This is a genomic window from Paenibacillus silvestris (assembly GCF_009882985.1).
Taxonomy (GTDB): domain Bacteria; phylum Bacillota; class Bacilli; order Paenibacillales; family NBRC-103111; genus Paenibacillus_E; species Paenibacillus_E silvestris.
In genome coordinates, this window is sequence record NZ_WTUZ01000007.1 from 85,205 (window position 1) to 95,575 (window position 10,371).

At 42.3% G+C, this 10,371-nt stretch carries 9 protein-coding genes and 1 pseudogene; 1 reads left to right on the top strand and 9 read right to left on the bottom strand.

Going from position 1 to position 10,371, the window contains the following annotated elements:
- Positions 1-202: 202 nt before the first annotated feature.
- The 4 genes from GQF01_RS02905 to GQF01_RS02920 form a co-directional block, all read right to left on the bottom strand.
- Entirely contained in the window at positions 203-625 is a 423-nt protein-coding gene (locus tag GQF01_RS02905) for a hypothetical protein (RefSeq protein ID WP_161405389.1), read from the bottom strand.
- 141 nt (positions 626-766) lie between these two features.
- A complete protein-coding gene (locus GQF01_RS02910; protein WP_161405390.1) occupies positions 767-1,399 on the bottom strand; it encodes an SMI1/KNR4 family protein in 633 nt (210 codons plus the stop codon).
- A gap of 108 nt (positions 1,400-1,507) precedes the next feature.
- Positions 1,508-1,897: a hypothetical protein gene (locus GQF01_RS02915; protein WP_161405391.1), complete on the bottom strand. Its 390-nt coding sequence runs from the start codon at positions 1,895-1,897 to the stop codon at positions 1,508-1,510.
- A gap of 801 nt (positions 1,898-2,698) precedes the next feature.
- Complete coding sequence (locus GQF01_RS02920) at positions 2,699-3,613, bottom strand: AraC family transcriptional regulator (protein ID WP_161405392.1); 915 nt, start codon at positions 3,611-3,613, stop codon at positions 2,699-2,701.
- Between the two features lie 195 nt (positions 3,614-3,808).
- Between GQF01_RS02920 and GQF01_RS02925 the strand changes: the two genes are divergently transcribed.
- Positions 3,809-4,822: an aldo/keto reductase gene (locus GQF01_RS02925; protein ID WP_161405393.1), complete on the top strand. Its 1,014-nt coding sequence runs from the start codon at positions 3,809-3,811 to the stop codon at positions 4,820-4,822.
- A gap of 569 nt (positions 4,823-5,391) precedes the next feature.
- Here GQF01_RS02925 and GQF01_RS02930 read toward each other — a convergent pair.
- The 5 genes and pseudogenes from GQF01_RS02930 to GQF01_RS36205 all read right to left on the bottom strand — a co-directional run.
- Positions 5,392-6,483 (bottom strand): GerAB/ArcD/ProY family transporter, encoded by a 1,092-nt coding sequence (locus tag GQF01_RS02930; RefSeq protein ID WP_161405394.1) that lies wholly within the window; start codon positions 6,481-6,483, stop codon positions 5,392-5,394.
- A gap of 250 nt (positions 6,484-6,733) precedes the next feature.
- Positions 6,734-7,915: a Ger(x)C family spore germination protein gene (locus tag GQF01_RS02935; protein ID WP_161405395.1), complete on the bottom strand. Its 1,182-nt coding sequence runs from the start codon at positions 7,913-7,915 to the stop codon at positions 6,734-6,736.
- Between the two features lie 24 nt (positions 7,916-7,939).
- Complete coding sequence (locus GQF01_RS02940; RefSeq protein ID WP_161405396.1) at positions 7,940-9,412, bottom strand: spore germination protein; 1,473 nt, start codon at positions 9,410-9,412, stop codon at positions 7,940-7,942.
- 647 nt (positions 9,413-10,059) lie between these two features.
- Entirely contained in the window at positions 10,060-10,200 is a 141-nt protein-coding gene (locus tag GQF01_RS02945; protein WP_161405397.1) for a hypothetical protein, read from the bottom strand.
- Positions 10,190-10,371 (bottom strand): annotated as a pseudogene (locus GQF01_RS36205) (tRNA-dihydrouridine synthase); the annotation flags it as partial. The gene GQF01_RS02945 and the pseudogene GQF01_RS36205, both read right to left, overlap by 11 nt.

Below are 10,371 nucleotides of genomic sequence, written 5' to 3' on the forward strand. Positions count from 1 at the left end.
TTGTTAAATTATAAACTTAACTATTTACTAACTTTAGACCAACATTAAGGTAACCTAGGGATGCTTATTAATTTTCTAGGATTGACTCATGGACCCTAATCTTTTCGTATTAATGATCTCCCGTTAGCTGAGCAAAGGGGCCACTTGGCAGCCCTTCACAGTTTAACTATAGTTTTTCGATAGTTTAATTCCCTAAGCTTCTTTACACTATTGTAGCTCTATATCCTGTATTCTTACCTTTTTCAACTGCCTCGATATAGCCATCGAAATAATATGGTATATCATCTTCTTTACCATTCCGAATTCTGCCTCTAACTTTATCGAATGCAAATATAGAAATTGAATATTCAGGCTCTCCAGTAACCAACACAGGTTGATCTCTCTCTTGTACCCAAATGTACTGTCCACCATAATTCCTTCTTGCCACTTCAAATATGTAACTTCCAGCCATTGAAGAAACAGAATCTATAGTATCATCATCTATTTGATACTCGCATAACTCTTCTAAAATGTCGTCAAGTTTTCGTAGACTTTGCACGCTATAATCAAAATTTCCTTTATCAGAAAAATTATTTGCGAAACTTTCTGCCGTTGTAATAATGTCTTGTTCTAATTTACTTTGCATAATGCTTACCCCCTTGAATAGTAAACCTACAATTAGAAATATTCATCTTTTAACTTTAACTATCCTCACGTTACTTTAACAAAACCAGGGAGCAGTTGCCCTGTGGCGAGCTGCTCCCTGGTTATTACGCTAGTTCTTTCGTTAGCGTAACGATCTAATGCTCCTAAACATAGGATTCTCAAGATCAATTCCATCCTCTGTACAACAAATTGACCAATCAAATACATCAGTAAAAGCAATTTGACTCCATAGATCTAGCAAATTCTCAAGGTTTTTTGCAATTGTTGTTCCATGGATATATGGTCCACCATCCATCACATCATGCTCTAAGAAAACAATAGATAAATTTCTTTTAACATCAATGCAAAAAGAATCTCCATTAGGGAAACTCATAATAGGTATCCAGTTCGGCCAATCCATAACTAAAGCCTGAAGTCCAACATTCGAACCAATCTCTGTGCTACATCTAGATTCCAGAACTATTTCAAGCATTTCGCGGTAAGTCACAATTATTTCTTCAGGTGAGAGGAAGTGTAGATAACCTCTTTTACAAGAATCACCAAACTTTTCTTTTGAAGCATTCCATTTGAAAATAAATCCACTGGTTTCCTCTACGTATATTTCTCTCAAAGTGTCAGGAAGAACAACACTAAGTTGGGTAACTAACTCTTCCCACTTACTCATATTTATTTTAGGGAGAAACCCTACAAGGTTAGCCTCTACGTCATGTTTTTGTAATAATGACTCTTTATCACGCACGGTCTTTAATAACAAGTACACACCCCCATTATATATATTTCGACTTACCTTCGTTCAACGCAGACTGCTGCGCACCAGTTTTTCTCTCCATGCTTGCAGATCCTTCGTTACTACCGGTTTGGTTTATATCATCTCCTTAACACATCTAATAAATGGAGTTATGGCAAAACAATCCTCTAAATCCTCACTTTCTAATGACCAATATATTAATGTATTTTTATGGATAGATATTTCATTTAATAGTAGCTCTTTTGTTTTACTCAATATTGATGCATCAACGTCACCTTTTTCAATAGCGTCATTGAGTGACCCAATAATTACTATCATCAAAGCAAATTTTTCTTCTTCATTCATACTTAAATTTTCATATGAAGAAAGAAATTCATTTATTCTTGTTTCATCTGACACTTCGTATTCCCAATCTTGGGTAAATGGTCCTGGTTTAGGTAAACTCAATTTATCAACAAGACTTTCTATGGCTTCCCTCGTTACATACTTTGGATAATTCCCCAATCATTTTCCTCCTACTGATAAAAATTGGTTTAGATATGAAAATACTCGGGCGGACAATAAGACACTCCATTGCTGGTTATTAGTACCAACATTATACTCCACTTTTTGTGCCAATCACCACGCTAAACTGCCCGTTACTTTAATAAACAAAAGAAGAGCTGCCGCGAAGCAAGCCCCTCAACTATCGTTTTTCGTTAGCGTAATGACCTGACCTATCGTCTATGGTACGGTTCACCGCGCTGTCTGTAACGGCAAGTTTTAAGGATCCTTTGCGGGATGGCCCTTCATGGTATTTTAAGCTTTCTTGCCAAAGATACATGCCTACTAGTCCTAACATGTCCGACTATTAAACACGTAAAAACATCATGTCTGCTGATAATTTACGCCCGCAATCAGACAAGCCCTTCATAGAAAAGTATAGAAAATCCCCTCACTTTCAGCTGCTTGTTCCATATCCATTTGTCCAATACATACCATAGTCTCTAAGCAGCATGGACATGTGGGATACTCCGCATCCTGAATCCAGGCTGGATGACCTCCGATCTGATAAAGAAGTAATCACTAATAATTAGGGTTGTTTCTTCATGTAGAGAGTAATAACAATTTACTGCATAAAAACACATAACAATATGTTGCATGACAAATAAATTTTGAAGTGCAAGAAGCCAGCAAACTCAAAGGTTTGCTGGCTTTTCTAATAAAAATGATTTACAAATTTAAGTTTTGAAACGGTGTTTTAAAGCACAAAAGTTGAATTACAAATAAGAACAAGACCTTCTATCTTTTACTATCATAAAAATCTTATTCTCCACGCAGTCGTTTGATATCGCTGATTGGGGGAAGGCCAAATAGACGGGTGTACTCACGACTGAATTGGGTGGGGCTTTCGTAGCCGACCTGAAAGGCGACGTCTGCGGCGTCCGCAGATTCTGACAATAAAATGCGGCGTGCTTCCTGCAGTTGTAATTGCTTCTGATATTGGAGTGGGCTCATAGTGGTGACCTTTTTGAAATGCCTGTGCAGAGAGGAAGGCGCCATGTTGGCGATCGAGGCGAGCTCTTCAATACGCAAAGGTGTGGTGTAATTCTGCTTAATCTGCTGTACAACGTTTGCAATTCGGTTTGAGCTACTGCCACTCATGGCGATTTGTTTAAGCGCATTTCCCTGTCCTCCGTTTAAGATCCGATATAAAATTTCTCGTATAATCAACGGGGACAGTACTGATACATCCTCCGGATTGTCTAATAACCGGACCAACCGGATAACGGCATCCAAGAGAGAAGTTTTCGTTTTGTCTACAAACAAAGCTCGCTGCGAATCTCCCTTGGCAGCGAGCGGCTGATCCGAAACGTTCATCAAGCTAAGAACATCTTTCGGATCAAATTTGAGTTGGATGCATAAATAAGGAGCATCCGGCGTTGCCTGAATTACTTGTGCGGAAACAGGTGAAACTAAGGACACGACTAAATAGCTGGAGGGGCCATACTTGTAGCACTCTTCCCCTAAAATAACTACTTTAGTGCCTTGTGCGACGATGCAAATACTCGGCTCATGGACGGAAAACGAAGGCAATGTCGTAACCGAGTCACGTATCATAGAAAGGGACGGAATCACTGTAGGGTGAACCCCATCCCCGTCTGTATTATTTTCGATAAGCTGGGCCAACTCTCTCTGATATGGAACCAAGGGATCTTGCTGGGCAGACGAAATCGGCATGATATTCCCTCCTTATCCTTTTTTGCCATTATATCCCCTTTTTGAGGTGGTATAAACCTAATTGAGAGGATTAGGCAATGATTTGCGGTCATTTGACTACCGTCCTGTACCTCAACTGACTCATAATTAAGTTGAGGGCAGATGGAATCTTCAAACACAGAAATTCCAACTGTTCAAAATAAGGAGGTCAAATATATGAAATACAGAATTCTCGGGGCAACCGGCATGTCGGTTAGCGAGTTCGCTCTTGGGACGATGATGTTCGGAGCAATGGGCAATAGCGACCATGAAGAATCTGTTCGCATGATCCACACTGCCATGGATGCCGGTATCAACTTTATTGACACAGCTGATGTATATTCAAAGGGCGAGTCCGAGGAGATTGTTGGCAAGGCGCTTAAGGGAAAACGTGATAAGGTGGTGCTGGCAACTAAATTTGGCTTACCGATGGCACAAGATGCCAACCAGAGCGGGGGGGCGAGGCGCTGGATCATCCGCGCAGTCGAAGATAGTTTACGTCGACTCGGCACCGACTACATCGATCTCTACCAGATGCATCGTCCTGATCCGAATACGGACATCGGTGAGACTCTCTCAGCACTCTCAGATCTAATTCGTTCAGGCAAGGTTCGTGCTATTGGTTCTTCCACTTTTCCGGCAGAACAGATCGTCGAGGCACAATGGGTTGCAGATAAGCACAATCATCACCGCTTCCTCACGGAGCAGCCAAGGTACTCAATACTCAATAGAACAAACGAATCGGCTGTGCTCCCCTCAACGCAGCGTTATCGAATGGGTGTCCTGTCCTACGGGCCTCTGAGTAGTGGCTGGTTGTCAGGAAGGGTGGATCCAACTGCGGGCAATCGCGCATCGCTGCAAACGCGTGCATTCGACCTTTCGATACAGGGGAATCAATTGAAAGTGGCGGCTGTCCAGCAGCTCACTCAACTTGCCACAGAGACGGGAATGCCATTAGCACATCTGGCAATCGCGTTTGTCTTGTCACATCCGGCTATATCGTCCGTCCTTATTGGCCCGAGGAAGCCAGAGCAACTCGAGAATCTTTTGGCTGGCGCGGATGTGGTATTGAACGAGGATATCCTTGATCGAATCGACGAAATCGTTCCTCCCGGCACCGATCTCAACGTAGCAGACAATACCTTCTTGATAAATCCATCTTTAGAAAATAAGCGTCTGCGCCGCAGATAAACGTGATAGCGATAGTTCGTATCATCGGCGGTTTTTATAATTAACATCTACCAACAAACAACATAAGATAGGTACTTACTCTGCATATTGTCTGCAGAAAATAAAACATTAAAATGGGTGTCTTTATTCCAACCGGATTCTCGATTGTAATTCCATCACACTTCATAATATAAGTTTTAGACAGACCTAAAGAAATTGAAACAGCGGCAGCCAAGGACGAGAAAATGAGGCCCTAGATTGTCGCAGTTTCATTGAATTCCTCGTTACTTGAATGATCAAAATAGGAGCTGCCGCGAGGCAACTCCTTCACTATCGTTTTCCGTTAGTTCAATTGTGGGGCCATACTTATTACTTAGAACTAAAGTTGTCTGGATAACAGTTAATTGAATATCGATAACCTCAACGTCGACGGATGACCGTAGAGGCCAAGCACCTGAATATTGAGAAGTCGCAAATAACCCCCCAACTGACGGAGATGTACAATTGGGCTTAATCTGAAGGTGCGAAGCGAGATCACCCATCGTTGGTGTAAAATGATATGGCCACCGTTTCGCAAGGTTATAAGGGTCTCATTTCTTCCCCGCAATTTTCTTGCGAATACTGGCAACAAGAAGGAGAAGTAACGGAATAAACAGTAGGTATAACGGGATATCGAACGGCGCTACCAATCTTCCTTGTAATCCTAGACTTAAATAATTCGGAAACCCCCACCAACTAAAAACCAAAACCAGCAAACCAACTGGAAATACGATCGGTCGAACATCCGAAAGCTTCATCCATTGTCCGATAGAATAAGTAGATACATAATAGAAAACCGCAATTTTCACAAAATTTCCGGCAACCCACATAGCAAGAAGCAAGGCCTCTAAATTTTCGAAGAAGTCGGCCACGCTAATATAACGAAAAGCAGTCAACACAGGAAACGTTTTGTTGCCTACATCCGGACCAAACAAGAGTAAGGTAATAAGATTAATATATAACATACTGACGATGATAGCAGCTAGTGAAAGCAATGCCCATTTCTTACCCTTTTGAGGATCCTTTAAGATGGGTAAAAAGAAGGACATTAGAAAGAGCTGAGATACCCAAGCCTGAGGTCCGAGGGCTCCCTTGAGGACAGGGGTAATTCCATGGGCCAGAATTGGAAATATGTTATTTAAGTGCAAGTCGGGAATTAGCAAAAGGAGAAAGAAAATCGGGAGTACAAATATAGGAGTTAAAATGACTGCGCTTCTTGCAACCATCTCCGCCCCGCCTAGAACGGCACCGGCTGCGAGAAGCAACATCAAGGATATGATTAACATAATCGGTGTATTGAATAGGAAGTTCCCTTTTACAAATTCAGCATATTGCCTGGCAATAACACCAGTGGAGTAAAGCAAATCAAAGGTGATTAACATTGCCACAAGTTTACCGAGGATCTTTCCGAGGATTTGCTCACTGTATTCTGCTACGGTTTTTTTAGGGTATAATCTGTGCAGCTGGACTGCACAAGTAATTGACAAATAACCGGACAAACAGGTAAAAAGCCCCGTCATCCAAATATCATTTTTGGCGTAATACGCCGAAGTGGCAGGCAGGATTAAAAAGCCCGTGGCCAGTACGGTCGGATAAAGTAATACAGCAAGTTGAAATGATGAAATTTGTCCTTTCTCAAGCATCCGTTGTCACCTTCCTCAATGATGTACTGCCCTTATTACTCTAGTAATAACCTAATAAGCGGTTTATAAAGGGCATGAAGCAGTTGTGGGGGACCGGGTGTGTGAGGCAGATCAAAGTAGAACATCACCCATGCCACAAGGAGTATTGCAACAAACGTGGCCCGATCTCTGAATGGTTTTTGTTTCAACTTCGGCCATTCTCGGCAAAAGATCAATATAACTGCTGCCGTAGCTCCATAGAAAACCCAATTCATTGCTCCACCTCTTCATTGGGTATTCCCCCTGGATAGTTGGTAAGACCAGGTCTTAATATATAAGCTTCAATTTCTGTACGTACTTCAACTTTAGGGAACAAGTCCTCCCATTGGTTTTTTACTTTTTCCCATTCCTTAGGATATTTCTTGTGAAACTCTGAGGCGAAGCCCAATACGTCCACCTTTATCTCTTGCTGCACAACTTGAATTGCAAGCAGGATCCGCTTGCGGACATCTTCATTGAATGCCCTTTCTATCGTTTTAAAAGCTTCAGGCTTCATCGGATTCAGCATGCTGCCGTTTTGTACGATGTCTCCTTCCGTCTTTACTTTCATGGTGATGATCCAATGATCCCCTTCAATTTTGGGTGTTAGCTTTACGCTTGCTTTAACCGGATTTAAAGACACCTTATCCTTTCCGTCACTCAGCTTAAAGGTACTTGTAAATTCCTCGATTTCATTCCTAATCCACATTACACCTCGAGTCTCTTTTTCTGAAATTTCCGCAACCATCTTATCTTTCTTGAAAATGGCGGATCCAAAAATGTAAGGAATCGTTTCATAGGATTTCACCTTATCTTCTGGCTGAAGAATTCTAATCAACGGAATGATGGCTGATTGAGAATCGCCTTTTAACATAATGGATACTTGTTCCATCGTTGTACCAATTCCTGTCTTGTTTTGGGCTAGTTTTCGCAGTGCTGTTGCTGAAGTGCGTTCAAGAGGAGGAAGCACCTTCAAGGTCTCAGATGCCATTCCTTCACTGACAAAAATAAAGGCGCGCTCTCTTGGCTGAGGGTGACGCACTAAAAAATCGAATTGCTCCCGGATTCCCTTCTTCGCGAAGTTTTCGCTGAATATGAATACCTTACATTGTCCCCAAAATAATTTTCGAGGAATTTTGGCTTGAAGCTTCGACAACGCATCGGCCGTATCTTCCCCTTTTTCAGTGCGCACAATGGTTTGTCGTTCGCCGCCGCCGCCACCGCTTTCACCAGACGAGCCTTTTAGACTCTTGGGTATGAAAAATTGTGCGCTAATTTGAACTTGATTATTGACAGCAGTATCAAAAGCTATTGCTGTCACCAGAGCCAAATCGTTAATTTCCGTACGGTCCCAGCAGCCACTACTTATACAACAAGTCAGGAAGGCGATCACTATGTTCAGTTTTGTTTTCATATGGTTCGGTTCCTTCTAAAGAAACTATCCCTCATCTTCCCTTCCTGGGGCCGGTTTTTGTTGTGGGGCTTGACGGTATTGATTAATCCCCTCGGTAAGGTGTGGACGTGTATCCATCAACCACAGAGGCGACCTGATGAGAGTGTCTCCAAGCTCTCTCATTCTAGGGGTAGACAGGGAAGATAGATATGGAACGCCGAAAGAGTGTAGTTGTAGCATATGAAGAATAATGGCGATGAAGCCCATCATGACACCTAGAAACCCTAGCGTTCCTGCCAGTATCATCATCGGAAAACGTAACATTCTGATGGCAATCCCCGTGATATATCTAGGTATCATGAATGAAGAGATGCCTCCGATGGCAACCACAATCACCATCGGTGCTGATATGAGCCCGGCCTGTACTGCCGCTTGACCGATGACGAGCGCACCAACGATACTGACAGCTGCACCAATTTGTTTGGGCAATCGTACCCCCGCCTCACGCAGCGCTTCAAAGAAAATCTCCATAATCAAGGCCTCAACAAGTGCCGGAAAGGGGATCGCTTCTCTGGAACTTGCCATGGAGAGGAGTAGGAATCCTGGGATCATCTCTTGATGAAAACTTAGAATTGCCACATACAACGACGGAAGAAAGAGAGAGAAAAAGGTAAATACGTAGCGCATCCACCGTGTAAAAGTACCAATCAAAAATCCTTGATAATAATCTTCTTGACTCTGCATGATGGAGGAAAAGGTAATGGGAGCGATTAAGACAAAAGGAGTCCCTTCCGTAATAATTGCTATTCTTCCTTCTAATAAATTGGCGCATGTTACATCAGGGCGTTCCGTGTTAAGCAATTGCGGAAAAGGAGTGTAAGGAAACTCCTGTAGCATCTCCTGAATATATCCGCTCTCCAAAATTCCGTCTATTTTAATGCTCTGGATCCGGTGCTTTATTTTGTTCACTACACTTATATCCGCGATCCCTTCGATATACGCGATCACAATATTGGTTTGCGTGTATTCTCCGATGATGATGGACTCCATTTTTAAATGAGGACTTTTGATAATCCGACGAATTTGAGATGTATTAACTCGTAAGGTTTCCGTAAACCCCTCTCGAGGTCCTCGGATCCCCGCCTCAGCTGAAGGCTCCTCAATAGCGCGCTTTTCCCATTTGGTTAACCCTAATGCGAGCCCGCGAGTCTCGTTATCCATCAACAGGATCGGAAAGCCGTTTGAAAGATATTCGATGCATTTGGGGAAGGTGTTGAATTCTTTCACTTGAGTTACGGCCAAGCGCTGTACGACGGCTTTCAGCATGTCGGTACGTTCCCCAAGTTCCTCCTCACGTATGAGAGGTGTAAAAACATACTCCTCTATCCCCACTGCATCAGATAAACCTTCAACATAAATTAGAATTGCTTTCGTATTTTTACCAATGTTAAAGGAACGGAAAACCACATCCGAACACTTGGCATAAATCGAGTAAAGAATATCTTGATTTTGCTCCAAATTAGGGTATAGCTCCTGTAGATTTGGATTTTAGCTTTGTGGTTCATGATCAAGATTCATAGTTGGTTTCGTTCCTGATTTTTTTAAAAGGGATTTAATAAAACCAAGCTTCCTCATCGCGGTCTAATCCCTCCAATTAAATCCTTTATTTTTTTTTAGTGCGCTCTTTCTTCCTTATTTATGCAAAAACGAGTACGGCAAGTAAGGAGCCATTTTTTCGAATTACCGCACGCTGTCGGTTAATTTTTTTTGGCTTATTTTAACACAAATTTGGTACTAAACTCCCGTTAGCTGAGAACAGGTATTTAATCCAATCCAATAGCCAGATGCCGTCGAAATACATCCGTCGGGAATGGGATCAAGTTCTTGTCATTGGGTTTTGACACGAACTTGATCCCATAAAATAAAAAAGCCGCGATTTACGCGGCAATTAATGAGATAATGTTCTTGTCACCATTGTTGGTGTTGTTGTCGGTTGACAACTCTTAAAGAAGATCGGTATTTAAACATTCAGTAACGCATTCTTTTAATTCTTCGTACACAACGAGAAGTCGAAGCCGACCAGCGGACCCGTTGTTCATATCGAAAAAAGGTGCAACACCCTCAATTTTTTTGAGTTTGCTACACCCTTTTCTATTTAACGTTTTTCAGTGGCCTCCCCCGCCTGTGGGCTTTTTGCCTATTCCCGGCAGCCCAACAGTTGTTGATGCCGCAAGCCAACGAGCATATTCGAGAATTTTTTCATATTTTTGGTTCTCATGGTGGACCCTTACCCATCTAATTTTCATGTTCCTCAGCCCCATCGTGCTCTTTGTTTCCAAATTTATCCAATAATACATGCACTTCACTTTTTGATTTGGCGTTCATCAAGCTGGTTCTGAGTTCACTTGCCCCTCGAAACCCACGGACATAGATTTTGAAGAAACGGGTAAGCGCACTAAACGAACGTGGTTCCTCTG